Source organism: Bradyrhizobium sp. AUGA SZCCT0176 (genome assembly GCF_018130145.1).
Lineage (GTDB): Bacteria > Pseudomonadota > Alphaproteobacteria > Rhizobiales > Xanthobacteraceae > Bradyrhizobium.
Genome location: NZ_JAFCMB010000016.1, coordinates 32,570 through 58,475 on the forward strand (window position 1 = coordinate 32,570; position 25,906 = coordinate 58,475).

General features: G+C 62.6%; 19 protein-coding genes. 5 read left to right on the forward strand and 14 right to left on the reverse strand.

Translation table 11 applies throughout. The features are described from left to right. Positions 1 to 38: 38 nt before the first annotated feature. The 3 genes from JQ600_RS27885 to JQ600_RS27895 form a co-directional block, all read right to left on the reverse strand. Positions 39 to 2,249: an autotransporter domain-containing protein gene (locus JQ600_RS27885; protein ID WP_312017266.1), complete on the reverse strand. Its 2,211-nt coding sequence runs from the start codon at positions 2,247 to 2,249 to the stop codon at positions 39 to 41. A 158-nt stretch (positions 2,250 to 2,407) separates the two neighbouring features. Next, positions 2,408 to 3,571 (reverse strand): hypothetical protein, encoded by a 1,164-nt coding sequence (locus tag JQ600_RS27890; protein WP_212390002.1) that lies wholly within the window; start codon positions 3,569 to 3,571, stop codon positions 2,408 to 2,410. Positions 3,572 to 3,752: 181 nt separating this feature from the next. Next, positions 3,753 to 7,292, reverse strand: a complete 3,540-nt coding sequence (locus JQ600_RS27895; protein WP_212490174.1) for an autotransporter domain-containing protein — start codon at positions 7,290 to 7,292, stop codon at positions 3,753 to 3,755. 324 nt (positions 7,293 to 7,616) lie between these two features. On the opposite strand from JQ600_RS27895, the gene JQ600_RS27900 reads away from it, so the two are divergent. Next, positions 7,617 to 8,822 (forward strand): TIGR03032 family protein, encoded by a 1,206-nt coding sequence (locus JQ600_RS27900; protein WP_212390004.1) that lies wholly within the window; start codon positions 7,617 to 7,619, stop codon positions 8,820 to 8,822. Positions 8,823 to 9,182: 360 nt separating this feature from the next. Here JQ600_RS27900 and JQ600_RS27905 read toward each other — a convergent pair whose 3' ends face one another. The 10 genes from JQ600_RS27905 to urtA form a co-directional block, all read right to left on the reverse strand. Continuing rightward, entirely contained in the window at positions 9,183 to 9,416 is a 234-nt protein-coding gene (locus JQ600_RS27905) for a hypothetical protein (RefSeq protein ID WP_212266073.1), read from the reverse strand. A 55-nt stretch (positions 9,417 to 9,471) separates the two neighbouring features. Next, a complete protein-coding gene (locus JQ600_RS27910; protein ID WP_212266072.1) occupies positions 9,472 to 9,912 on the reverse strand; it encodes an SgcJ/EcaC family oxidoreductase in 441 nt (146 codons plus the stop codon). A gap of 481 nt (positions 9,913 to 10,393) precedes the next feature. Further along, entirely contained in the window at positions 10,394 to 11,434 is a 1,041-nt protein-coding gene (locus JQ600_RS27915; RefSeq protein ID WP_212390005.1) for an aliphatic amidase, read from the reverse strand. Between the two features lie 144 nt (positions 11,435 to 11,578). After that, positions 11,579 to 11,920 carry a zinc ribbon domain-containing protein gene (locus JQ600_RS27920; protein WP_212390006.1) on the reverse strand — a complete coding sequence of 114 codons (342 nt, stop codon included), beginning with the start codon at positions 11,918 to 11,920 and terminating at the stop codon, positions 11,579 to 11,581. Positions 11,921 to 12,008: 88 nt separating this feature from the next. Then, positions 12,009 to 13,238 carry a formamidase gene (fmdA, locus tag JQ600_RS27925; RefSeq protein WP_212390007.1) on the reverse strand — a complete coding sequence of 410 codons (1,230 nt, stop codon included), beginning with the start codon at positions 13,236 to 13,238 and terminating at the stop codon, positions 12,009 to 12,011. Between the two features lie 31 nt (positions 13,239 to 13,269). Beyond that, positions 13,270 to 13,959, reverse strand: a complete 690-nt coding sequence (gene urtE / locus JQ600_RS27930) for an urea ABC transporter ATP-binding subunit UrtE (protein WP_212390008.1) — start codon at positions 13,957 to 13,959, stop codon at positions 13,270 to 13,272. Between the two features lie 70 nt (positions 13,960 to 14,029). Next, positions 14,030 to 14,785 (reverse strand): urea ABC transporter ATP-binding protein UrtD, encoded by a 756-nt coding sequence (gene urtD / locus JQ600_RS27935; protein WP_192735046.1) that lies wholly within the window; start codon positions 14,783 to 14,785, stop codon positions 14,030 to 14,032. Positions 14,786 to 14,796: 11 nt separating this feature from the next. Then, positions 14,797 to 15,945: an urea ABC transporter permease subunit UrtC gene (urtC, locus tag JQ600_RS27940; protein WP_212266068.1), complete on the reverse strand. Its 1,149-nt coding sequence runs from the start codon at positions 15,943 to 15,945 to the stop codon at positions 14,797 to 14,799. Positions 15,946 to 15,963: 18 nt separating this feature from the next. Next, positions 15,964 to 16,890, reverse strand: a complete 927-nt coding sequence (gene urtB / locus JQ600_RS27945; RefSeq protein ID WP_212266067.1) for an urea ABC transporter permease subunit UrtB — start codon at positions 16,888 to 16,890, stop codon at positions 15,964 to 15,966. A 137-nt stretch (positions 16,891 to 17,027) separates the two neighbouring features. After that, on the reverse strand, positions 17,028 to 18,287 hold the full coding sequence (gene urtA, locus JQ600_RS27950) for an urea ABC transporter substrate-binding protein (RefSeq protein ID WP_212266066.1): 1,260 nt from the start codon (positions 18,285 to 18,287) through the stop codon (positions 17,028 to 17,030). A gap of 198 nt (positions 18,288 to 18,485) precedes the next feature. Between urtA and JQ600_RS27955 the strand changes: the two genes are divergently transcribed. The 3 genes from JQ600_RS27955 (at position 18,486) to JQ600_RS27965 (ending at position 23,855) form a co-directional block, all read left to right on the forward strand. Continuing rightward, complete coding sequence (locus tag JQ600_RS27955) at positions 18,486 to 21,857, forward strand: ATP-binding protein (protein ID WP_212490175.1); 3,372 nt, start codon at positions 18,486 to 18,488, stop codon at positions 21,855 to 21,857. After that, positions 21,847 to 22,770 carry a response regulator transcription factor gene (locus tag JQ600_RS27960; protein WP_212266064.1) on the forward strand — a complete coding sequence of 308 codons (924 nt, stop codon included), beginning with the start codon at positions 21,847 to 21,849 and terminating at the stop codon, positions 22,768 to 22,770. Before JQ600_RS27955 ends, JQ600_RS27960 begins: the two co-directional genes overlap by 11 nt. A 290-nt stretch (positions 22,771 to 23,060) precedes the next feature. Further along, the gene (locus JQ600_RS27965; protein ID WP_212390011.1) at positions 23,061 to 23,855 is read left to right on the forward strand and encodes a hypothetical protein; all 795 of its coding nucleotides are present in this window, start codon (positions 23,061 to 23,063) and stop codon (positions 23,853 to 23,855) included. A gap of 185 nt (positions 23,856 to 24,040) precedes the next feature. Here JQ600_RS27965 and ald read toward each other — a convergent pair whose 3' ends face one another. Then, positions 24,041 to 25,153: an alanine dehydrogenase gene (gene ald / locus JQ600_RS27970; protein WP_212266062.1), complete on the reverse strand. Its 1,113-nt coding sequence runs from the start codon at positions 25,151 to 25,153 to the stop codon at positions 24,041 to 24,043. A 134-nt stretch (positions 25,154 to 25,287) separates the two neighbouring features. On the opposite strand from ald, the gene JQ600_RS27975 reads away from it, so the two are divergent. Continuing rightward, on the forward strand, positions 25,288 to 25,791 hold the full coding sequence (locus JQ600_RS27975) for an Lrp/AsnC family transcriptional regulator (protein WP_212266061.1): 504 nt from the start codon (positions 25,288 to 25,290) through the stop codon (positions 25,789 to 25,791). Positions 25,792 to 25,906: the final 115 nt, after the last annotated feature.

Below are 25,906 nucleotides of genomic sequence, written 5' to 3' on the forward strand. Positions count from 1 at the left end.
GTCCGCAGTTCCGAACTGCGCCAACAAACGGAAGTCGCCTACCACTGATAGCGAACGACGCCCTTGCCGGCGTAGGATCGGCTCACGTCGGAGAACTCACCCTCGAACGTCGCGGCGGCGGACCAGCCGTTGATCCATTTCACTTCGGCGGACGCTGTGGTGAGCGCCTTGTTGTGCGACTGCGCCGCGCCGTTGACGACAAAGGATGCGCCGGGCAGCGTCTGGAAGGTCGCGCCGATCGAGGGGTCGGTATTGTAGTCATAGGCCCACGCCAGCCGGCCGCGCAGCGTGAGGATCGCGTTCTGCATCGCCCAGGACTTGTCGGTGCGCACACCAATCTCGCTGCGCGGGGCCGTGACGCTCTTCGCGCCGTACGCGAGTGCAAACGTATTGGCGCCGGACAGAACCTGTTCGGCATAGGCGGGCAGCTCGAAGGTGGTGAATTGTCCGGCGGCATAGGGCGTGATGCCGATGCCGCCGATCCATGGGCCGACAAAACGATAGCCGCCCTCGGCGCGGCCGGAGAAGGCATTGGCCTTGAACTCGGCGCGCAACCGGTCGATGCCGGCGATGGTCACGGTGCGATCGGTCGTGACGTCCTGCCAGCCATAGGCCAGCGCTGCCGTCAGATACGCCGGGCCAACATTGTGCCTCACGAAGCCGCCGGCCTGGAACAGGTCGGAGCGGCCACTGCCGAGCGTGTTGACACTGAAACTGGTGCCGCCGCCGGCCAGCGCAAAGCCGGCGATCGTGAACGGCGAGAAGCGATAGTCGGCGCCCACCGCCGTGCCGGCAAGGCGCGAAGTCGCGGTGTTGGAGCCGGGCGCAGCATTGCCGTCTGATGTCTGCGAGCCGCCATAGCCCGCCGCCCACACGCTCCAGCGCTGCTCGAACGACAAGGCGGGCGCCGCCTTGGTGAACATCGCATAGGCGTCGCGGGCAGCAGGCTTTTGCGTCGAAGCGTAACCGTTGGCGGTACTGGTGCCGCCCGCGCCTGGACCATCGCCGCGGCCATCGATAAAGGGATCGGTCAGCAGACCCATGAACTGGTTCATGGCATTAAACGTGGTCGCCTGCGAACCGGTCGCGGACTCGCCCGACGCCTGGGACAGGCTCCCCGCCGACAGCGTCGCAAATACCAGCGGAATGCCGCCTGTCGTGTTGAAGTAAGTAATCAGCGCGTTGGCGACGTTGTTCTGATTGCCGTTGATGGTGCCGGCGGCCGGCGTCGTGAAGGTCAGATGGAGGTTCAGGTAAGCGTGGGTGGCGTCGTAGCTCAGCGAGTCATGGAAATTCGCCGGCAGATTGGTGTTGGCGAGCGTGCCAAAGGTGCCGCTGATGCTGCCGGCCGTCAGGATCGTGTATTGCTTAGAGATGTAGCTGCCCGGCGCAAAGCTGGCGTTGACCGTTGCGCCGCCGAGGGTGGCTACGCCCGAAACATTGGCGAACGACGCCGTCGTTGGGTTGACGTTGACCAGATAGGTCGACGCTGCATTGAACCCGAGCGTGCCGTTGACCGTCATCGACGACCCGGGCGTGCCGGAGCCCGGCGCGAAGGTGCCGCCCGAGACCGACGTGTTGCCGACCGTGCCGGTGCCGCCGAGCGTGCCGCCAGCGTTCACGGTCATGGCTGTACTGGCGAGCGAGCCGTTCATCGCCAGCGTGCCGCCGCTGACAGCGAATGTGCCGATGCCTGCGTTCGCGCCCGTGAGCGTCCAGCTGCCGCTGCCGGTCTTTTCGCCGGCCTCGAACGAGGAGAGCTGGGCGACATTGAAGCTGCCCGATCCGGTGCCGCTCAGGCCCAGCGTGTCGGTGCCCGTGCCGCCGAGCACGTTGCCGTTGATGACGGCGCCCGTCACCAGTTCGAGGCGGTTGGCGAAGGCGCTCGCCTGGTCGAACCTGATGGCGCCGCCGGCGCCACCGTTCACCGTGCCGGCCACCGTGACGGTCGCAGGGCGGCCAAGAGCCTGGATGCCATAGCCACTGGTGCCGCTCACGGTACCGGTGGCGGTGACGGTGAGCGCGCCGTTGCCGCTGTTGCGCGCAAAAATGCCATCGCTGCTGCCGCTGACCGTGCTGCCGGCGGCGGTGGTCACGGTGAGATCGGTGCCGAAGTTCTGCGCGTAGATGCCGCGACCATTGGTGCCGGTGACATTGCCGTTGGCGGTGATGCTGACCGCGCCCGTGCCGGAGTTTCGCGCGCGAATGCCGTTGGTGCCGCTGACCGTCGTGCCCGCGCCGGTGGTCACGCTCAGATTGGTGCTCGCGGCGTAATTGCGTGCGTAAATGCCGGAGTTGCCAGGGCCGGTGACATTGCCGTTGGCAGTGATGGTGAGCGCGCCCGTGCCGAGGTTTTTCGCACTAATGCCGTAGCTGGCGCCGCTGACCGTGGTGCCGGCGCCGGTGGTTACGCTGACCGTGGTACCCGCGGCCGAATTCTGTGCGTAAATGCCGCGACCACCCTGCCGGTGGCGGTGACATCGCCGTTGGCGGTGACGGTCAGCGCGCCGGTGCCGAGGTTGCGCGCGTTAATGCCCCTGTTAGAGCCGCTGACCGTGGTGCCGGCTGCGGTGGTTACGCTGACACCGGTGCCGGGGGCGAAACTGAGTGCGTAAATGCCGCGACCACCGGTGCCGGTAACATCGCCGTTGGCGGTGACGGTCAGCGCGCCCGTGCCGTAGTTGTACGCGGAAACGCCGTTGCTGCCGCCGCTCACCGTCGTGCCGGCGCCGGTGGTCACGGTGAGATCGGTGCCGTTGACGCTGTTCCGCGCGAACATGCCGGGACCATTGGTGCCGGTGACATTGCCGTTGGCGGTGATGGTGAGCGCGCCGATGCCCTCGTTGCGCGTATAAATGCCGATGCGGCCGCTGACCGTGGTGCTGGCGGCGGTGGTCACGGTGAGATCGGTGCCGAAATCCTTCCGCGCGAAGATGCCGTAACCGGTGGTGCTGGTGACATTGCCGTTGGCGGTGACGGTCAGCGCGCCCGTGCCGAAGTTGCGCGCGTAAATGCCGCCGCGGTCGCCGCTGACCGTCGTGCCGGCGCCGGTGGTCACGCTGAGAGCGGTGCCGCTGTTGAGGTTTCGCGCGAAGATGCCGTAATCAAAGGTGCCGGTGACATCGCTGTTGGCGGTGATGGTCACCGCGCCCGCGCCATAGTTGCGCGCATCAATGCCGCGGTAGCCGCTGAGCGCGCCATTGGTGGCGATGGTGACGCTGCCGGGCGTGGCGCCATAATCGGTGATGGAACGGACATGAAGAGCGGTGCCCGCCGCAGCGGTGAGCGGCGAGGCGTCGGTGTCGGTATAGGACAGGGCGCCGTCGCCGGTAATCGTGATCGCATTGCCGGCGGCGGTATTGACGCTGAACCCGGCGACGGTGGAGACGCTGGCGTTGTTGGCGTTGATCGACTGCCCGGTGACATTGGCGCCCGAACACTGGTAGTTCGGTGCAACGGTAGGCACACACTGGCCATAGGCGCGGCGGCCATAGCCGACGGTCGCCGCCGCCAGCATGGTGCCCGACAGCAGAACCCGCCGACGCAACGCGCCTGCATGACCAGAACTCAAGACCCCCACTCCCGTCGCCTGGGCCGTACTCTTATGCTTTGCAGCACAAGCGGCCGTACGCCCCACCCGGCGGCGGTTCCTCGCCAGACTACCGGACCGGCATCGCCCCATCAATGCGAACCCGGACTTTAACGGCGATTACGTTCTGAAATTTTTCTGATATTTGGGTTTCCGCGCCGATTCACCACGCGTATCTAACGCTGCCCTTGGCGGCGTAGCCGGCGGTGGTGTGGGAGAACTCGCCGTCGAAACGGCCTGCGACCGTCCAGCCATTGTGCCATTTCATTTCGGCGCCGAGCGACGCCAGCGCGGCGTCGGCCGAAGGCAGCGCGCCGTTTACACTGAAGGTGGCGCCCGGCAGCGTCTGGAAGGTCGCCGTCGCGGAGCGGTCGGTATTCCAGTCATGTGCCCAGGCCGCCCTGGCCTTGAGGGTGAAGACGCCGCCCTGCACCGGCGTCGCCTTGTCGAATTTCGCGCCGAGCTCGCTGCGCGTCGCGGTGACGGACTTCGAGGCGTAGTTCAGCGCGAAGGTGTTGCTGCCGGAGGTCGCGGTCTCGCCGTAAGACGGCAGATAGAACGTCGTGGTCTGCAACGCCGCATAGGGCGTGATGCCGGCCATCGGCGTGGCATAACGCCAGCCGCCTTCGAGACGCGTGGCCAGCGCCTGCGCCTGGAACGAGGCGTGCAATTTATCGACGCCCGCGATCGTCACGGTGCGGTCGGTCGTGGCGTCCTGCCAGGAGTAGCCGAGCAATCCGGCGACGTAAGCCGCACCCCAATTGTGTTTGGCATAGACCGCCGCGTTGAAGGCGTCGGCGCGGCCGCCGCCAAAACCGTTGGCGATATCGAAGCTCGAGCCGGCGCCGCCGAGCGAAAACCCTGCCTGGGTGTCCGGCGTGAAATGATAGCTCGCCCCGGCAACGGCACCGAAGACCCGGTTGGTCGTGCTGTTGGTGCCCGCGGCCGTGTCGCCGTTGACGCGGCTGTTGCCGCCATAGGCCGAGGCCCACACGGCCCAGCGCTGCTCGAACGATGGCGCACGCCGGTCGCGCGGCGTCACGGCGGCGTAGGCCTCTTTCGCCTCGCGCGAGAGCTTGCGCCTGGCCGAATAGGCGTTCGCGTTATCCTCTTCCTGTGCGAAACCTGTCGCACCGCCCTGACCGGGACCGTCACCGAAGGCGCCGTCGAACACGCCATTGATGAACTGCCCTACCCCGGTAATGCCCGCCTGCGACGTTGACGCACCCGGCTGGCCGGAAGCTTGCGACAAAGCGGGCGCCGACAGCGTCGCGAACGTCAACGGAATGCCGCCGTTGCTGTTGAAGGAATTGATCAGCGCGTTGGCGACGTTGTTCTGGTTGCCGTTGAGGGTGCCGGACGCGGGCGTCGTGAAACTCAGGATCAGGTTGAGGTAAGCGTGGGTGGCATCGTAGCTCAGCGTATCGTGAAAGTTCGCCGGCAGATTGGTGTTGGCGACGGTCGGATTAAACGTTCCGCTCACGCTGCCGGCGGTCAGGATGGTGTACTGCTTGGCGATATAGCTGCCGGTCGCAAAGTTGGCATTCACGGTCGCGCCGCCGAGCGTGGCCACGCCCGAGACGTTGGCGAACGACGATGTCGTTGGATTGATGTTGATGGCATAGGCCGCCGCCGCATTGAAGCCGAGCGTGCCGCTGACCGTCATCGATGACCCGGGCGTGCCCGAACCCGGCGCGAAGGTGCCGCCGGAAACCAACGTGTTGCCAACCGTGCCGGTGCCGCTGAGCGTGCCGCCGCTCACGGTGAAAGCCGCGTTGCTCAGGCTGCCATTCACCGCCAGCGTGCCGCCGCTGACGGCGAATGTGCCGATGCCTGCGTTCGCGCCGGTGAGCGTCCAGCTGCCGCTGCCGGTCTTTTCGCCGGCCTCGAACGAGGAGAGCTGGGCGACATTGAAGCTGCCCGAACCCGTGCCGCTCAGCCCCAGCGTGTCGGTGCCGATGCCGCCGAGCACATTGCCGTTGATGACGGCGCCGGTCACCAATTCGAGGCGGTTGGCGAAGGCGCCCGCCTGGTCGAACTGGATGGCGGTGCCACCGCCGCCGGTTACAGTCCCGGCCACCGTCACGGTCGCAGGGCGGCTGCGAGCCTGGATGCCAAAGCCACTGGTGCCGCTCACGGTGCTGGTGGCGGCGACGGTGACGGCGAGCGCGCCCGTGCCGTAGTTCTGCGCAAAAATGCCGTTGGTGCTGCCGCTCACCGTTGCGCCGGCTGCGGTGGTCACGCTGAGATTGGTGCCCGCGCCGGAATTGTATGCGAAGATGCCGTTATCATTGGTGCCGGTGACATTGCCGTTGGCGGTGATGGTCAGCGCGCCCGTGCCTTGGTTGTCCGCAAAAATGCCGATGTTGCCGCCGCTCACCGCGGTGCCGGCGCCGGTGGTCACGGTGAGATTGGTGCCCGCGCCGGAACTGTATGCGTTGATGCCGCGATTAGAGGTGCCGGTGACATTGCCGTTGGCGGTGATGGTCAGCGCGCCCGTGCCGTAGTTCTGCGCAAAAATGCCGTTGGCGCCGCTGACCGTCGTGCCGGCGCCGGTGGTCACGGTGAGAGTGGTGCCGGCGCCGGTGTTCCGCGCGTCGATGCCGACACCACTGGTGCCGGTGACATCGCCGTTGGCGGCGATGGTCAGCGCGCCCGTGCCGTAGTGGCGCGCAAAAATGCCGTTGGTGCCGCTGACCGTTGTGCCGGCGCCGGTGGTCACGGTGAGAGTGGTGCCGGCGCCGATGTTCCGCGCGTCGATGCCGTTACCAGCGGTGCCGGTGACATCGCCGTTGGCGGCGATGGTCAGCGCGCCCGTGCCGTAGTGGCGCGCATTAATGCCGTTGGTGCCGCCGCTGACCGTCGTGCCGGCGCCGGTGGTCATGGTGAGATCGGTGCCGGTGTTCCGCGCGTAGATGCCGTTAACACTGGTGCCGGTGACATTGCCGCTTGCGGTGATGGTCAGCGCGCCCGTGCCGAAGTTGCGCGCAAGAATGCCGAAGTTGCCGCTGACCGTCGTGCCGGCGCCGGTGGTTACGCTGAGAGCGGTGCCGGAGTTGTTCTGCGCGTAGATGCCGTTAACACTGGTGCCGGTGACATCGCCGTTGGCGGTGACGGTCAGCGCGCCCGTGCCGAAGTTGCGCGCCCGGATGCCGAAGCCGCCGCTGACCGTGGTGCCGGCGCCGGTGGTCACGGTGAGAGCGGTGCCGGAGTTGTTCTGCGCGAAGATGCCGTTACCACCGGCGCCGGTGACATTGCCGTTGGCGGTGATGGTCAGCGCCCCCGTGCCGTTGTTTTGCCCAACAATGCCGGCGGCGCCGCTGAGCGCGCCATTGGTGGCGATGGTGACGCTGCCGGGCGTGCCGGCAAAGTCGCCGTTGGAGCGAACATTAAGAGCGTAGCCCGCCGCAGCGGTAAGCGACGAGGCGTTGGTGTCGGTATAGGACAGGGCGCCGTCACCGGTAATCGTGATCGCATGGCCGGCGGCGGTGTTGACGCTGAACCCGGCGACGGTGGAGACGCTGGCGTTGTTGGCGTTGATCGTCTGCGTGGTGACTTCGGCGCCCGAGCACTGGTAGGTCGAGCCGCCGCTGGGATCGCAAGCGCCATAGGCGCGACGCCCATAACCGGTGACCGCGGCCACCAGCATGGTGCCCGACAGCAGAACCCGCCGGCGCAACGCGCTCGCATTTCCAGAACTCAAGACCCTACCCCTGCCGCCTAGCCATTCATTTTAGTTTTTAGTCCCAGGCCTTTGCGGCACAGGCAGCGAGCGACCCACGCGAGGTAAGTTCTTGAGGGTCAGATTACCGGAGCGGGCGCAGCCTAACAATGGCGGCCGGGTTCTCCTGGCGCGCTATTTTCTGACATTATTCTGATATTTGGGCTTCAGGCCGGGCGCGCGCGCGCATTTTGCCGGAAATGATGGCGAATCGACCCCTTCAACATCGCCAGCGCCTGGGTGTGTGCGCGGTGCAGCGGCAAGAAAGACTGATAGGGTGCGTCAGGACCAACGGGGAGAAGATGCATGAGCGAGCGTGGCCGAGAGTCGTCATCCGTCCTGGACGACGAGGAAAGGCCGGCGCCAGCCGCCCCTCCGGCGAGCACGGAGATCGCGCCCGCCGGGCAAGAGAGCAAGGCTGCCGAGACGCAGTCGACGCCGGCCGAAGAGCGCGTCACCTATTCCATGTCGCCGGGCCTGCCCGGCTTCCTCGGCGCGCAGCGGATCGCGCTCGCGGTCTCGTCCTATCAGTCGGGCAAGTTCTACCTGTTGGGGCAGAACGTCGATGGCGGGCTGCTGGTCGACGAGCGCTTCTTCCGCAAGGCGATGGGGATTTGCGTTCCCGACAAGGACACCCTGCTGCTGGCGACGCTGTTCCAGATCGTGCGGTTCAAGAACGTGCTGAACCCAGGCGAGCAGATCAACAATGTGTTCGATGCCTGCTATGTGCCGCGCGAAACCTACGTCACCGGCGAACTCGACGCGCATGACGTCGGCGTTCTCAAGGACGGGCGCGTGGTGTTCGTCAACACGCTTTACAACTGCCTCGCCACGCCGTCGCAGCGCCACAGCTTCACGCCGCTGTGGAAGCCGCCGTTCATCTCGGCGATCGTCAAGGAGGACCGCTGCCATTTGAACGGCCTCGCCATGGCGGACGGCGTGCCGCGCTACGTCACCGCCGTGAGCAGGTCCGACACCATCGACGGTTGGCGTGACCGGCGTGCCAGCGGCGGTGTCGTTGTCGATGTGCAGTCGGGTGAGACCGTCATCGGCGGCCTGTCGATGCCGCATTCGCCGCGGATCTATCGCGACCGCCTCTGGCTGCTGAACTCGGGCACCGGCGAACTCGGCTGGGTCGAGCCGGACTCAGGCGGTAGCGCGGCCAAATTCCACGTGCTGGCGTTCTGCCCCGGCTTTTTGCGCGGGCTTGCCTTCCACGGCAACCATGCCTTCGTCGGGCTGTCGAAGCCGCGCTATCAGCGCTTCGAGGGATTGGCGCTCGATCAGAAGCTCGCGGACGCCGATTCGGAGCCGTGGTGCGGCGTGCAGGTGATCGATCTCGACAGCGGCGCCTGCGTGCACTGGTTCCGCCTCGACGGCGCGGTGGCGGAGCTCTACGACCTTGCGGTCGTGCCCGGCGCGATGCGTCCGATGTCGCTCGGCTTCGCCAGCGACGAAATCCTCGGGCTGATCACGCACGATCCGCTCGCAGACGGCGCGCTGCCGCGTTGAGCCGTGCAAGACGGACGGAACGCAGACCCGTTCGGGCGAGGCCCTTTTGGCAGTTGGCGGTCTTCCATGCCACCAGAAATCCGGCAGAAACCCCGTGAACAAACGCGCACAAACGTGAATGATCTTGATCGAGAAACACCGATTATGTTCGAATTGCCCGAAAGGGTACTGCGCTCATAACGGTCTGGTTGCAGGTTCGAGTCCTGCCGGGCCCACCACAATGCCGCGCCCGGATTGATATCATTGATTTTTCGAGCCTGAAATTACCACCGCCCCAAAGGTGGTAACGACCCGTTGTTCTAGGCCCGTTCTTTTCGAGGTGCAGATGTACGAGTTCGCTTTGCCCACCACATCGTCGGATCAAGGCCGCGTCCATTGCGCCAGCGCGCGCGCAGCGAGCCCCTTGCGGTCGGCTTTCTTGGTGTAGCTGCGCCATCTGATAGCCTGCGAAAACTTTGACCGCGCTTCGGCACCGCGTCTGCCGCGGCGCGTGCAGACGAAGCGCGGCTCGATGTCGGACAGCCGGACATCATCGGCCCAGCCGTCCGCGTTGGTCTCGACATGATGGCTGCAGCGGTGATCGCGGCAAACCATCGGAGCTTGGTCAGGAACGCCCACCTCTTGCGAGGTGGGCGCTTCGCGTTAATGATCAGTCTTTCTTAGGTGGAATCGGAGCTGCTGTTAGCATTCGGATCTTCCATTTGCCATCTGCTTTGACATAGACGGCGGTCCAAGTACCCGATGCATCCAGCGCATCGCCCTTGTCGTTCTTGCCGGTGATGTGGAATTTGCCCACCGCAGCCGGGGTATCATTATCGACCTGCCACACCTCTTCGACCGTGGAATCGAGCTTGTTAAAACCAGCCTTGAAACTACCGGCATAAGCGGTCGCAACGTCATGCTTCCCGGCCGGGTTGATAAAAACGCCGTCCTTAGTGTAGAGCCCCGCGACGCACGCCGGGTCCCGCTTGGTGTAACAATCCATGTAGGAGATGGCGATCTTGCTGACTTCCTGCTTCATATCGTCAGCAGATGCCCGAGCCGTAAACATTAAGGGGATGCACAACGCCAATAATACTGGACGTTTCATTTCCATTCCCTCCTTAGTGGCGCGTAATTGCACCGTGACGCCCACCGCAATGGGCGCTGCGTTGCAATCCTGTACTTCTTCTAGCCGACTTCATGGGTACGCCGGTCGGCCGATATCGAGAAAGGTCCCGACCGACCGTCACTATGATTTTCGCCGTGCGTGTTGTTTGAGATAGGTCAAGACAACAGGAAGTTGGTGGTAATGGCGCGTAGAAAAGCTCAATGGCTTCAATGGGGCTCTTTGATTACCACCAAGCTTCTAAATACAAGACATTGCAGCGCAGTTTGATATCTGCCGGGCCCACCAGCCTTCGCTCGCGAAGCGAGTGAAGGCTGCCGCGCCGAAGCCCATTTGGGCGAAGGCGGGCGCGGCCGCGAGCTACGGCTCGGCAAGCCATCCAACAAAATATCGCACACCACTGCCAGTCATCGATCCCGGCCCAGGGCCGGGACCGCGTCGTGCGGCGCGCTGTTTCCTCTGTCTAGTAATTGCTCGCGGACTTCTCGTTCGGGATGCCGTCGATTGGGCATTCGTCGGTTCCCGGGGTGGAGCGGGTCATCGCCTCGACCATTTCGCGCGTGCCTTCGGGATCGGCGATCCACTTCGAATAGAAGTCGTAAGGACAGGTAGCAAGGCCCTTCGCGCCTTCGCCGGAATTGATCATGCCGGTGTAGCCGCGATGGACCAGCTTGTAGAGATGGTTCTGCGACTGGTTGTTGCGGCGGGCATCGCGGATCAGGTTCTTCGACAGCGCTGCATACTGGATGCCGTATTCCTCTTCACCGGTCTCACCCAACGTGCGGCCGTCGAAGCCGATGATCGCGGAGTGACCGAAATAGGAATACACGCCGTCGAAGCCCGCGGCATTGGCGACCGCGACATAGACATTGTTGGCCCAGGCCATCGCCTTGGAGATCAGCACCTGCTGCTCCTTGGCCGGGTAAATATAGCCCTGGCAGCGCACGATCAGCTCGGCGCCCTTCATGGCGCAGTCGCGCCAGATTTCGGGAAAATTGCCGTCGTCGCAGATGATCAGGCTGACCTTCAGCCCTTTCGGACCGTCGGACACATAGGTGCAATTGCCGGGATACCAGCCTTCAATCGGCACCCAGGGCATGATCTTGCGGTACTTCTGGACGATCTCGCCCTTGTCGTTCATCAGGATCAGGGTGTTGTACGGCGCCTTGTGCGGATGCTCCTCGTAACGCTCGCCAGTGAGCGAGAACACGCCCCACACTTTCGCCTTGCGACAGGCTTCGGCAAAGATCGCGGTTTCCTCGCCCGGCACGACAGAGGCGGTCTCGTACATCTCCTTGGAGTCGTACATGATGCCGTGGGTGGAATATTCCGGGAAGATCACGAGATCCATGCCCGACAGGCCAAGCTTCATGCCCACCACCATGTCGGCGATCTTGCGGGCGTTTTCGAGCACCTCCGCTTTGGTGTGCAGGCGCGGCATCTTGTAATTGACGACGGCGACGCCGACCGTGTCGTTGCTTGAGGAAATGTCACCGTGAAGCATGGGGTTCGCCTCTCCAGTTCTGGTTATGTTTGCCGTAGAGGCATCAGAGCCTTTTCCGTTCCGATAGAATCGGAACGGGGCTCTATCTTTTGTTTTGACGCGTTTTCTTCACGCGAACCGGTATCCACTTCGCTTGAAAACGCTCTAGTGGCTGATCATCCACGGCCGCGCGGTCGGGAAACTCTTGGCGCCGCTTCTGGTCTGCTTCATCAGCCGCGCCGGCTTCTTGCTTGAACAGCAGCCGCAGCCCGGGGCATGCGAGGCCTTGTACTGGTCGAGGGTCTTTGGCGCGTTGGCGCTGCGTTCGTTGGTGGCATGGGCCTTGCGCTTGTCTGACGGCATGCAGAAGAACGCCGGCGCCGTGAGGATCACGCGCGGCGACTCGGTTTCGCATTGCGGGCAGTCCTGCGGCGCGTCGCATTCGGCCATCGACCGCATGTCGGTGAACGGGCCGCAATCATTGCAGAGATATTCGTAGACCGGCATTGCACTATCCTTGCGCTGACTCGTCGAGGGTGCACGGCGGATGCGGGGCGGCAGATACACACCGTCCCGCATCCTTCTCGCGCAGGGATTACTTGTCCTGTGACAGCGGCATCTGGATGTCGCCCTTGATGTGTTTGATCGGGCCCGCCGACGACGGCATGATGTCGAAGTCGAAAATCTCGGTCGGCAGCCACAGCGTGGCGCAGGCGTTCGGCACGTCGACGACGCCGGAGATGTGGCCCTGGCATGGTGCGGTGCCCAGGATCGAGTAGGCCTGCGCGCCGGAGTAGCCGAACTTCTTCAGGTATTCGATCGCGTTCAGGCAGGCCTGCCGGTAGGCGACGTGCACGTCGAGATAGTGCTGCTTGCCGGCTTCGTCGACCGAGATGCCTTCGAAGATCAGATAGTCCTTGTAGTTCGGCGTGATCGGCGACGGCTTGAACACGGGGTTCTTGATGCCGTATTTGGCGACGCCGTCCTTGATGACATCGACCTTGATGTGCAGCCAGCCGGCCATTTCGATCGCGCCGCAGAAGGTGATCTCGCCGTCGCCCTGGCTGAAATGCAGGTCGCCCATCGAGAGACCGCCGCCGGGCACATAGACCGGGAAATAGATCTTCGAGCCGCGCGACAGGTCCTTGATGTCGCAATTGCCGCCATGTTCGCGCGGCGGCACGGTGCGGGCACCCTCCGCGGCGATCTTGGCCTTGGTATCGCCCTTGGCCTGACCGGCATGCGTGGTCGGCGCGAATGGCGGATTGGCGAGGCCCGGTACGCGGGTCGGGTTGGTCGCGATCAGCTCGGCTTCACGCGCATTCCAGGTCGCCAGCATTTTCGGATCGGGCAGGCAGCCGATCAGGCCGGGATGAATGAGCCCGGCAAAGTTGACACCGGGGATGTGGCGCGACGACGTATAGAGGCCCTTGATGTCCCAGATCGATTTCTGCGCCAGCGGGAAATGATCGGTCAGGAAGCCGCCGCCGTTCTTCTTGGAGAAGAAGCCGTTGAAACCCCACAGGCTCTCCTTGAGCGGGCCGACGTCGAGCAGATCGACCACCAGCAAATCGCCGGGCTCGGCGCCCTTGACGCCGATCGGGCCGGACAGGAAGTGCACGATCGACAGATCGATGTCGCGCACGTCGTCGGCGGAATCGTTGTTCTTGATGAAGCCACCGGTCCAGTCGACGGTTTCGATGATGAAGTCGTCGCCCGGGCTGACCCATTCCACGATCGGGATCTCGGGGTGCCAGCGGTTGTGGATCTTGTCGTTTTCGTAGGCTGACTTGGTGAGATCAACCTTGATCAGTGTATCTGGCATCGATAGCTCCCCTTTCTACAATTGTTACGATTCACACGGACAGATATTTCGAGATCTGCGCGGCATCGACATCGTCGCGCGGATCGTCGCGGACGATCTCGCCGTTCTCGATGACAAGCACGCGGTCGGCGACATCGAGCGCGAAGCTCAAGACCTGTTCGGAGACGACGATCGACAGGCCGCGTTCGTCGCGAATGCGCTTCAAGGTGCGCGCCATGTCCTTGATGATCGACGGCTGGATGCCTTCGGTCGGCTCGTCCAGCAGCAGCACTTTCGGCTTGGTGGCGAGCGCGCGCGCAATCGCGAGCTGCTGCTGCTGTCCGCCGGAGAGATTGCCGCCGCGGCGGTTCTTCATTTCCAGCAATACCGGAAACAGCTCATAGATGCTGCCCGGAACATCCTTCTCGCCGGACACGACGAGGCCGGTTTCGATGTTCTCCTTCACAGTCATGGTGGAGAAGATCATGCGGCCCTGCGGCACGTAGGCGAGGCCCCTGGCGACGCGTTCGTAGCTCGGCAGTTGGCTCAATTCCGTGCCTGCCATTGTCACCGAGCCGCTCTTGGCGGGCAGGATGCCCATCAGCGATTTCATCAGCGTGGTCTTGCCCATGCCGTTGCGGCCCATGATCGCAACGATTTCATTGGGCGCGACCGATACGTTGAGCCCGTGCAGCACCTCGCTCTGGCCGTAGGCGACATGCAGATCCGAAATAGCCAGCATCGACTCGCGCTCCTTATTCCTTGCGCATGATCTTGTCCGGAAACCGGACGACACTTGCCGGGATCATGCGCTAATGGCCCAGATAGACTTCGATGACCTTCGGATCGTTCTTGACGTGCTCCATCGTGCCTTCCGACAGGATCTGGCCCTGGTGCAGCACCGTGACCTTGTGGGCGATATCCTCGACGAACTTCATGTCGTGCTCGATCACCAGCACCGAGCGGCCCTTGATGATGCGGTTGAGCAGTTCGGCGGTCTTGGCCCGCTCGCTGACGCTCATGCCGGCTACCGGCTCGTCGAGCATCAGCAGGTCCGGATCCTGGATCAGCAGCATGCCAATCTCGAGCCATTGTTTTTGGCCGTGGCTGAGTTCATCGGCATAGGTGTCGAGGCGATCCTTCAGGAAGATCATCTCGGCGACTTCCTCGACGCGGTCGCGCACCGCGGCGTCGCGCTGGAAAGCGAGCGAGCCGAACACGGTGCGGCCACGCGGGTAGGAAATCTCCAGGTTCTCGAACACCGTGAGATCGACGAATACCGACGGCGTCTGGAACTTGCGGCCGACGCCGGTCTGCACGATCTGGTTCTCTTTCATCCGGGTCAGTTCCTGACCGCGAAACTGGATCGAACCCGACGTCGCCTTGGTCTTGCCGCAGATCAGATCGAGCACCGTGGTCTTGCCGGCGCCGTTGGGGCCGATGATGACCCGGATCTCGTTCTCCTCCACATAGAAGGAGAGATCGTTGACCGCCTTGAAGCCGTCAAAGGACACCGTGAGCGCCTCGACCGCGAGCAGGAACTCTTTGGGCTGGTGACCGATGAGCATGATCTATCTCCTCATTCTGCCGGGGCGCCGTCGGCGACCGAACTGTCGGTCCACGCCTTGGCGGGTTTTGGTTTGCGCCACGTCATCAGCCGATCGATGCGAGGCTGGACGTGGTCCGCCCAGATCCCGGACAGGCCGTTCGGGAACGCCAGCACCACCGCGATGAACAGTCCGCCGAGGCCGAACAGCCAGAGCTGCGGGAAGGATTCCGACAGGCCGGTCTTGGCGAAGTTCACCAGCAGCGAACCCCACACCGCGCCGAAGATCGACATCCGTCCGCCGACCGCCGTGTAGATCACCATCTCGATCGACGGCACGATCCCGACAAAGGACGGCGACATGAAACCGACATTGAGCGCGAACATGGCGCCGCCGATCGCGGCGAAGATCGCGGCCATGCAGAAGGCGAATATCTTGAAGTTGGCGACGCTGTAGCCGGAGAAGCGGACGCGGTCTTCCTGTTCGCGCATCGCCACCAGGATGCGGCCGAGCTTGGTCAGGCGGATGAACTGCGCGAGCAGGATGCAACCGAACAGCAGGAACACTTCAAAGAAGTAGAGCATGACCTTGGCATGATCCGGCCGGATGTCCCATCCCTTCAGGGTGCGCAGATCGGTCATGCCGTTGATGCCGCCGGTATAGCCCTGCTGCCCGACGATCAGGATGGTCAGGATGGCCGCAACGGCTTGCGTGATGATCGCGAAATAGGTGCCGCCGACACGGCGCTTGAACATCGCGGTGCCGATGATCAGGGCGAACAGGCCGGGCACCAGGATGATGGCGAGAATGGTAAGGGTGAGACTGTGAAACGGCTGCCAGAACAGCGGCAGCGAGGTGATCTGATTCCAGTCCATGAAATCGGGGATGCCGGGGGTGGACTGAATCTTGGTGTTTTCCGGGCTCGATGCCTCGAGCTTGAGGAACATCGCCATGCAGTAGCCGCCGAGACCGAAGAACACCCCCTGTCCCAGGCTCAGAATGCCGCCATAGCCCCAGCACAACACCAGCCCGATCCCGACAAAGGCGTAGGTCAGGTATTTGGCGACCAGGTTGAGGCGGAACACATCCAGCGACAGCGGCAGGATCACGAACAGCAGGGCGGCCAGCGCAACGAAACCGATGAGCTCGGATCGATTGAAAAAGCGTGAGTTGATGATCATGACCGTGCCTGCTTCTTGTTATTTGCGGACCTTGAGGGCGAACAGCCCCTGCGGCCGCAGCATCAGAATTCCGACGATGGCGAGCAGCGTCAGCACCTTCGCCATCGACCCCGACATGAAGAATTCGAGCGTCGACTGCGTCTGCGAGATGCTGAAAGCCGATGCGATGGTGCCGATCAGGCTGGCGGCGCCGCCGAACACGACCACGAGGAAGGTGTCCACGATGTAGAGCTGGCCCGAGGTCGGCCCGGTCGAGCCGATCATGGTGAAGGCGCTGCCGGCGACGCCGGCGATGCCGCAACCGAGGCCGAAGGTGTAGCGGTCGACTTTCTCGGTGTTGATGCCGACCGCGCCGGCCATGATACGGTTCTGCACGACGGCGCGGACCTGGCGGCCCCAGCGCGACTTGTACATGACGTAGGCGACCACGATCGTGATCAGCACGGTCAGACACATCACGAAGATGCCATTGATCGGGACTTCGATGGTGTCGGTGATCTGCTTGGAGCCGAGCATCCATTGCGGCAGCTCGACGCCGACCTCGCGCGCTCCGAATACCGAGCGATAGGTCTGCTGCAGGATGAGACTGAGGCCCCAGGTCGCCAGCAGCGTATCCAGCGGGCGCTTGTAAAGGTGGCGTATCAGCCCCCATTCGACCAGCATGCCGAGCGCGCCGGAGGCCATGAAAGCGAGCACCATGGCGAGAAAGAAGTAACCGGGAAACAGCGCCGGTAGATAGTGCTGAAAGGCGCTGGAGGTGAGCCAGGTAACGTAGGCGCCGAGGATCATGAACTCGCCATGGGCCATGTTGATGACGCCCATCTGGCCGAAGATGATGGCAAGCCCGAGCGCCATCAGCACGTAGACGGAAAACAGGATCAGGCCGGCAAAACCCTGCATGACGAAGATGGAGCCGAGATCGCCAATCGAATAGTCGCCGAACATCGATGTTTCTCCGTGGGGGAAGTCCCGCGCCGCGAGCAAGCTCGCGACGCGGGGGTGTTGGACGCGGATTGACGGTCCACGCCAGGGAGACTCTTGAGAGAGACTCTTGGGGAATCGCGGGAGTTGTCCGCGAGCCTTTATTGATAGCCCTTGGGGAACGGGTCCGGCTGGATCAGGTCGGCGGTCTCGAACACCATGTCGAACTGTCCGTCCAGCTTGGCCTTGCCGACGCGGGTCTTCGACCACAGATGATGGTTTTCGTGGATCCGGACATAGCCTTCCGGCGCACCCTTGAACTCGATGCCGGGCGAAGCAGCCGCGACCTTGTCGACGTCGAAGGAACCGGCCTTCTCGACGGTCGCTTTCCACAGCCACGGGCCGAGATAAGCAGCCTGCGTCACGTCGCCGATCACAGTCTTGTCGCCCCACATCTTCTTGAACGCGGCAACGAACTTTTCGTTGTTCTCGTTCTTCAGCGACTGGAAGTACTTCATGCAGGCGTAGGCGCCGGCAATGTTCTCGCCGCCGATGCCGTCGATCTCGTCCTCGGTCACCGAGATGGTTAGAAGGGTCTGCTTCGCCAGGTCGATGCCGGCAGCCTTGAGCTGCTTGTAGAACGCGACGTTCGAACCGCCGACGACGTCGGTAAAGATCACGTCGGGCTTGGTCAGCTTCAGCTTGTTGATGACCGAGTTGAACTGGGTATGGCCAAGCGGGAAGTATTCCTCGCCGACGACCTTCAGCTTCAGGAAATTCTCGATGTGCTTGCGCGCGATCTTGTTCGAGGTGCGCGGCCAGATGTAGTCGGAGCCGATGAAGTAGAACGATTTGGCGTTCTTCTCCTTGGTGATCCAATCGATGCCAGCGAGAATTTGCTGGGTCGCTTCCTGCCCGGTGTAGATCACGTTCTTGGACTGCTCGAGCCCTTCATAGAAGGTCGGGTAATAGAGCATGCCGTTGTACTGCTCCATGACCGGCAGCACCGCCTTGCGCGACGCCGAGGTCCAGCAGCCCATGATCGAGGCCACCTTGTCGTTGACCAGCAACTTCTTGGCCTTCTCCGCGAAAGTCGGCCAGTCGCTGGCGCCGTCTTCCTGGATGACCTTGATCTTGCGGCCAAGCACACCGCCCATGGCGTTGATCTGCTCGATGGCAAGCTTCTCGGCCTGAATCGAACCGGTTTCGGAGATCGCCATCGTGCCGGTGGCGGAATGCAGGATGCCGACCGTTACTTCGGTGTCGGTCACGGCCAATCCCGTGGTGTTGACGGCCGCAGTCGGCGGCCCGGCGCCGAATGCCAGGCGCGGCAGCAGCGCCATCGCCGGCAAGGCTGCCGCTCCCATCAGCAGTTTACGTCGCAGCGGAGACTGCAGGCCCCGTTTGATTTCGTCTGACATGAGCACCCCATTTGGTTCGAGAACGCGCTTATTGGTGAGGCAAGGATGCTCAGTTTTGTGCACTGCACAGATACGCAAGATTGCGTATACTGCACCGCAAAATAGCGACGTAGGTTTTGGTACGGATTTTGCGGTACGCAACTTGCAAACGATTGATAGGCCCGAAGGGCTCGGTCGTTGGGGGTCAGGAGCAACAAAGTGGCAGGGCGGCAGCGTATAGACCGCGTCAGGCGCCAATACAATCAATGGGTTGCCAACCAGACGCTGGAAGACTACGCGCTGCGCTTCACCGCCAAAAGCGCGCGGCGATGGTCCGCCGCCCGCGTTGCCAACACCGCGCTCGGCGCCATCTCGTTCCTGGCGCTGGAAGCAATCGGCGGCACCATTACGCTCAACTACGGTGCTACCAATGCGGTCGTCGCGATCCTGGTCGTCAGCGTCATCATCTTCCTCTGCGGACTGCCGATTGCCTATCACGCCGCCAAATGCGGCATCGACATCGACCTGCTGACCCGCGGCGCGGGGTTCGGGTATATCGGCTCGACCATCACGTCGCTGATCTATGCCTCCTTCACCTTCATCTTTTTCGCGCTCGAGGCAGTCATTCTCGCCAGCGCGCTGGAGATGTGCTTCGGCATCCCGCGACCGATCGGCTATCTCATCAGCGCGGTCGTCATCATTCCGCTGGTCACGTACGGCATCACTTTGATCAGCCGCTTCCAGCTGTGGACGCAGCCGATCTGGATCATCCTGCACATCCTCCCCTTTGTCGCGATCGCCTACGCCAACCCGCAGTCGTTTACGGAGTGGCGGAAGTTCTCCGGCGAGCACGGCGACGCCGGCGGGAATCTCGATTTGCTGTTGTTCGGCACCGCCGCCTCGGTGGTGTTTTCGCTTGTGGCGCAGATCGGCGAACAGGTCGACTTCCTGCGGTTTCTGCCGCGCGACCGTCGGACCTCGCGGACGTCGTGGTGGATCGCGATGCTCAGCGCCGGCCCCGGCTGGATCATCTTTGGCGCGCTCAAGCTGCTGCTGGGCTCGTTCCTCGCCTACTTTGCGCTCAGCCACGGCGTTTCCACCGAGCATGCGGCCGAGCCCGCGCACATGTATCTTGAAGCGTTCCGTTACGTGCTGTCGCAGCCCGATCTGGTGCTGGCGCTGACCGGCACCTTCGTCATTCTCTCGCAGATCAAGATCAACGTGACCAACGCCTATGCCGGCTCGATCGCCTGGTCGAATTTCTTCTCGCGGCTGACTCACAGCCATCCCGGCCGCGTGGTCTGGCTCGTCTTCAACGTGCTGGTGGCGCTGCTGCTGATGGAAATCGGTGTCTACAAGGCGCTGGAGCAGACGCTGGCGCTTTATTCCAACGTCGCCATCGCCTGGGTTGGCGCGCTGGTCGCCGATCTCGTCGTCAACAAGCCGCTCGGCTTGCGTCCGCAGCACATCGAGTTCAAGCGCGCGCATCTCTACGACATCAACCCCGTCGGCGTCGGCGCGATGACGATCGCGACCATCGTTTCCATCAGTGCGTTCTACGGCCTGTTCGGACCGACGCCGAAGGCGCTGTCGGCTTTCGTCGCGCTCGCAGTCGCCTTTGTCACCGCGCCGCTGATCGCCTGGGCGACCGACGGCAAGTATTACATCGCGCGCAAGCCGAAGCGGAGCTGGCAGAACCTCGAAGCAATCCAGTGCTGTATCTGCGAGCATTCATTCGAGCCCGAGGACATGGCCTCCTGCCCGGCCTATGCCGGCCCGATCTGCTCGCTGTGCTGTTCGCTGGACGCGCGCTGCCACGATCTCTGCAAGCCGCATGCGCGGATTCAGGCGCAGATATCGGACACGCTGGGCAAGATGCTGCCTGAACCGATCTACGCGCGGATCAACTCCCAGGTTGGGCACTATCTCGGCGTCTTCGCGGTTTCCGCAGGGCTGGTCGGGTTGACGCTCGCGCTGATTTACCTGCAGACGTCAGCGACGATTCCGCTCGACGATCTCCAGCTATCCGACGTGCTGTGGAAGGTGTTCTTCGCGCTCACGATCATCATCGGCGTGGTGGCCTGGCTGTTCGTGCTGGCGCAGCAAAGCCGCCGCGCGGCAGAAGCGGAAACCAGGCGGCAGACCACGCTGCTGATCCAGGAAATCGACGCGCATAAGCGCACCGACGCTGAGCTGCAGCGCGCCAAGGAAGTCGCCGAGTCCGCCAATCTGGCGAAGAGCCGCTACGTGGTCGGGTTGAGCCACGAACTGCGCTCGCCGCTCAACGCCATCAGCGGCTACGCGCAGCTGCTGGAGCAGGATTCCAGCCTGCAGACAAAACCGCGCGATCAGGTGCGCGTGGTCCGCCGCAGCGCCGATCATCTGTCCGGCCTGATCGACGGCATTCTGGACATCTCCAAGATCGAAGCCGGACGGCTCTATCTGTCGCGCGACGAAGTCCGTCTCAGCGATTTCCTCGATCAGCTGGTCGGCATGTTCCGGCTGCAGGCGGCCGCCAAGGGCATCGACTTCGTGTTCAAGCGCCCGGCGGTGCTGCCCGTCGTGGTCTTTGCCGACGAGAAACGGTTGCGCCAGATCCTGATCAATCTGCTGTCGAATGCCATCAAGTTCACGCAGGCCGGCAGCGTGCAGTTCGTGGTGCATTACCGCAGCCCGGTGGCGGAATTCGAAGTGATCGACACCGGCCCCGGCATTCAGGCCGGCGATCTCGATCGTATTTTCGCACCGTTCGAACGCGGCGCGCTCGGGGTTTCGCAGCCGCAGACCGGCACCGGACTCGGCCTGACCATCAGCCGGTTGCTTGCCGGCGTCATGGGCGGCGACATCAAGGTGACCAGCACGGTCGGTACCGGCAGCAACTTCCGCATGAAAATCCTGCTGTCTGAGGTCACCAACCCGACGCAGATCGCACCCGTCGGGGCGCCGATCTTCGGCTATCACGGCCCGCGCAGGACGATCCTGATCACCGACGACGATCCGACCCATCGCGATCTCTTGCGCGAGGTGCTGACGCCGCTCGGCTTCATCCTGCTCAGCGCACCGGACGGGCCCGCCTGCCTGGCGTTGGCCCAGCATTGCCGGCCCGATCTGTTTCTGCTGGATATCTCGATGGCCGGCATGGACGGCTGGACGGTGGCGGAGACGCTGCGCGCGACCGGACACCATCAGGCCCGCATCCTGATGGTATCGGCGAGTGCGCTGGAAGCACACGGCGCGCCGCTGGCGCAGCCGTTTCACGACGGCTATCTGATGAAACCGATCGACATTCCCAAGTTGCTGGAAACCATTCGCCAATTGCTCAAGCTCGAGTGGGACTACGAAGCCTATCAAATTATCGTTCCGCACTGGAAGCCCGAGACCGGTTCGCGGCCGTCGGTACAGCATATCGAGGAACTGATCGGCCTCGGGCAACTGGGTTATATCCGCGCCATCCAGCTCAAGCTCGATGAAATCGGCAACGATTTCCCTGAACATGCCGACTTCGTCACGCAAATGCGCGCCTTGATCGACCGCTTCGATCTCGATCAATACATGGCGACCCTGAAGACGTTGCACAGCTATGATCATTGATCCCAAAAAGCGCGACGTCGCCCTCGTCGTCGACGATTCCCCGGAGACGCTGCGTCTGCTCACCGACGCGCTCGATGGTGCCGGCATGACCGTCATGGTCGCACTCGACGGCGCCTCGGCGATGCGGATCGTCGACCAGATCACGCCGGATATCGTACTGCTCGATGCCGTGATGCCCGGGATGGACGGCTTTGAAACCTGCAGACGGCTCAAGCGCGATGCGGGCCTCGTCAACGTTCCCATCATCTTCATGACGGGCCTCGCGGAAACCGAACACATCGTTCGCGGGCTCGAGGCCGGCGGCGTCGACTATGTGACAAAACCGATTGCGATCGAGGAGATGCTGGCGCGGATTCGGGTGCACCTGGCCAACGCCCGGCTGACGCAGAGCGCCCGCACCGCGCTCGACGTTTCCGGCCGCTATCTGCTGGCGGTCAGCGGGCAAGGCAAGATCCTGTGGGCGACGCCGCAGGCACAGAAGCTGTTGTCGGCAACGCTCACCGCCAATGCCGACGACGAACTCGTGCTGCCGGAGCCGGTGCCGCGATGGCTCGAGCAGGCGCAGGAAGGCAAGGCCGCCTCGAAGGCCGCAACGGCGTCGTTTCCCGGCAACGAGCAGCTCCGGCTGCACTATATGGGCAAGACCGGTCCCAGCGAATTCCTGCTGCGGCTCGCCAAGGACGCCAGCGCCGGTACGGCCGCCGAATTCTCCAGCGAGCTTGGGCTGACCACGCGCGAGGGCGAAGTGCTGTCCTGGCTCTCCAAGGGCAAGACCAACCGCGACATCGCACAGATCCTGGGCCTTTCGCCCCGCACGGTGGATAAGCACCTCGAGCAGATCTATTCGAAGCTTGGGGTGGAAAACCGCACCGCGGCGGCGGCGATCGCAGTCAAGGCGAGGGACCTGAAGTAGCGAATTGGAGTTCCCACGGGCTTACCCGTTCACGAGCATCCCGTGGTGGGTGTTCAACAGCGACCTGCCGTTCAGCAACGCGATTGAAGTGCAATCGTCTTTTCGTTGACGATCGATGGCCAGCGTTCGCCCGCTCGAAGTTGGTACTTGGTCCGTGTTTGCACAAGCTAAAACCTGGTCCGAAGAGATAAGGCAGGCCATCTGCTGCTCGCGACCGCTGCTTGCCTTGCCAAAGCGCGGGAAAAACGCACAATTCGCGCGGTTCGGAGTTCATTCGGAGAATAATTGCGATGTCTATTTTTTCTATCAGGACTGCTCTCCTTGCCATCGCAGTGTCTGCTTCGTCTCCTTCCAGTGCAGCTACTTTGTCCGCGCAGTCAGAATTGTTGTGTAGCCCGGAAGGCTTAATGCGTTTAATCCCTCAGTTTAATGCAAATGGGAAATTCACAATTCCTGATCCCAATACCGACTTGCAGACATTCCTTTCAGCGCAACAAGGTCTTTCAAATGCGATTGACATGATCCTGGCTCAACAAAACATAAGCCAAGATCCGTCTGACGTCGGAAGCCTTCCATCCCGGCCGCTAGTATTCGCAAGCAACTGGCTAGCTAGTGAAGTAGGAATACAGACAGATGGAACAAATTTGAATTCTCCTGAGAAAGGAGGAAAATTTGGTGGTAATCGCGTTCAGTCGTTTTTGACCGGACTTACTCCTGTGCCTTTGTCGCAAGGAAGTATGTATGTCATCAAGCAATCAAAGCCGACCTATCCGGCACTTGTTTACCCGATGCCGACGAGCCACCCTTGCGTGAACAGGCTTGTTTTAGGCGCTTACAATACTGCCGGCTCCTGGCCGACCCCGACATATGCTCTTGGCAAGTATCAGCTGGATAACAATGGTCTCCCAATGCGCGACAAACCATTGGTTACCTACTTGATCGTCAATATTTGTCTCGATCTTGGCAAGTCAGCGTTCATCAAAAAACAATCAGTGTTACGCCCAAATGCAATGATCATTCTGGCGCTTCATTGGCCATGCGAGGGCTCAGAATGCGCTAATAATGGAATTGGCCATCAACATTGACTGCTGAATGTCCGCTGTAGGTCATCCGCGGAAGTCAAAGCACGCATCGGCGAGGTCCGCTCTCCCCGCGTCATCGCCAGCCCGGCTGTTCAAGTCCGAAAATGCCAAATCCGGAAGTAATCACCTCGCTCGCAGTTCCGCCTCAGACCGCTTCCGTCCATCGTCGGCAACGTCACCTTGTGGCCTCAAGCCACAGCGCCCTCGATCGGTGAGAATGGCATGCCGAGGCTTCTGGCCACCGGCTCGCAGGTCAGCCGCCCCCGGTAGACGTTCAGACCAGCGCGCAAATGCGGATTCTCAAGCACGGCCGCAAATCCCTTGTTGGCGAGCGCCAGGCCAAAAGGCAGCGTCGCGTTGTTCAGCGCCTGGCTGGAGGTCAGCGGAACAGCGCCTGGCATGTTGGCGACGCAGTAGTGGATGACGCCCTCCACCTCGAAGGTTGGATCAGCGTGGGTGGTCGGGTGCGATGTCTCAAAGCAGCCGCCCTGGTCGATCGCGACATCCACGATCACAGCCCCCTTGCGCATCGAACCCAACATATCCCGCGTCACCAGTTTGGGCGCGCTCGCGCCCGGGACGAGCACCGCACCGATCACGACGTCGGCGGCGAACACCTCTTCCTCAATGCTGTCGATGGTCGAGAATTTTGTCCGAACACGCCCCTCGAACAGTTCGTCCAGCTCGCGGAGCCGGCCTATCGAACGGTCGAGAATGGTGACCTCGGCGCCGAGGCCGACCGCCATGCGTGCCGCGTGCGTCCCGACGACTCCGCCTCCGATCACCACGATACGGGCCGGCTGGACGCCCGGCACGCCCCCGATCAGCAGGCCCCGGCCTCCCGCATGCCGCCGCAAGGCCGCGCCGGCCGCTTCGATCGCAAGCCTGCCCGCCACTTCGCTCATCGGCGCCAGCAGCGGCAGGCCGCCATGGGCATCCGTCACGGTCTCATAGGCGATCGCGGTGCATCCGGACTCGATGAGGCCCTTGGCCTGGTCCGGATCGGGCGCCAGGTGCAGGTATGTGAAGAGAATCTGGTCTTGCCGCAATTGCGACCATTCCGAAGCTTGAGGCTCCTTGACCTTGACGATCATCTGGCTGGACGCAAACACCTCGCGGGCGGAGTCCAGCACTGTAGCGCCAGCCTTGCGATAAGCGTCATCCGTCGCGCCGATGCCGCCGCCGGCATTGGTCTCGACCACGACGCCGTGCCCCGCGGCCACATATTCGCGAACGGCCCCCGGCGTCAGACCGACACGGTATTCGTGCGTCTTGATCTCCCTGGGCACCCCGACCTTCATGGCAACCTCCGCTGTATGGCACGCCTCTTTTCTAGGAGGGAACCGCGGTTGTTTCTCGGCAAACTTGCGCACATACCGGAAAATAGTGCAGAAATTCAACGAAATTTGGCACTATGGCGCAGGATTTTAAACATATGGACCACGACAAGATCGACATGACCATTCTCGCCGAACTCAGCGCCAACGCGCGGGTCAGTCACACCGAGCTGGCCGACCGGGTCGGACTTTCGAGCACCGCGATCGCGCGGCGGCAACGCGCGCTGGAAGACGAAGGATATATCAGAGGCTATCAGGCCATCCTTGATCCGGGCCGGTTTGGCCTCAACACGACCGTGCTGGTCAGAATCGCGCTCAACAGCCAAAGCGACGAGGCGCTGAAATCGTTCGAAGCCGCCGTCGTCAACTGTCCGTCAGTGATCCGCACTTTTCTGATGTCGGGAAACGACGACTATCTCCTGATCGTGCTGGCGCGCGATATCGAAGACTTCGAGAGAATTCACCGGACCGAACTGTCGCGCCTGCCGCTTGTCTCACGCATCCAGTCGAATTTCGCCCTTCGCGAGATCATCGATCGCGCGGTCCCCCCGGCGATCTTCGGAAAACCGGGGCGTCCAGCACGGAAGCAAACCAGAAAATAGGCCGGCGATTGACGAGCGGAAAGGAAAATTGAGGCCGCCCCTGCCGGCAAAGATCGCCCGCAAATCTCATGGACGGCCTTCGGATCAATCAGCCTTCAATCAGCCTTTTCAATCA